Annotated in this window: 1 protein-coding gene; it reads left to right on the top strand. The window is 53.7% G+C overall.

Going from position 1 to position 579, the window contains the following annotated elements; translation table 11 throughout:
• On the top strand, positions 1-579 hold a 579-nt coding region (locus RMB13_RS00635), incomplete at both ends, for a hypothetical protein (RefSeq protein WP_311084120.1).

The following is a 579-nucleotide window of genomic DNA, read 5'->3' as shown; positions in this document are numbered from 1 at the left end:
GATTCGGATAGTGACAGCGACTCTGATTCGGACAGCGACTCTGACTCTGATAGCGACTCTGACTCTGACAGCGACTCTGATTCAGACAGCGATTCGGACTCTGACAGCGACTCAGACTCTGACAGCGATTCAGACTCTGACAGCGACTCGGATTCTGACAGTGACTCGGATTCGGACAGTGACTCGGATTCTGACAGTGACTCGGATAGCGACAGCGATTCGGACTCAGACAGTGACTCTGATTCGGACAGCGATTCGGATAGCGACAGCGATTCGGACTCTGACAGCGACTCTGATTCGGATAGCGACAGCGATTCGGACTCTGACAGCGACTCGGACTCTGACAGTGATTCTGATTCTGACAGCGACTCTGATTCTGACAGCGACTCTGATTCTGACAGTGACTCTGATTCTGACAGCGACTCGGACTCTGACAGCGATTCGGATAGCGACAGCGACTCTGATTCGGACAGCGATTCGGATAGCGACAGCGACTCGGATTCGGACAGCGATTCGGATAGCGACAGCGACTCGGATTCGGACAGCGATTCTGAATCGGACAGTGACTCGGATTCGGAC

The sequence above is a fragment of the Acinetobacter sp. V102_4 genome, from assembly GCF_031799005.1.
GTDB lineage: Bacteria > Pseudomonadota > Gammaproteobacteria > Pseudomonadales > Moraxellaceae > Acinetobacter > Acinetobacter calcoaceticus.
This window is presented reverse-complemented; position numbering and strand designations above follow the sequence as displayed.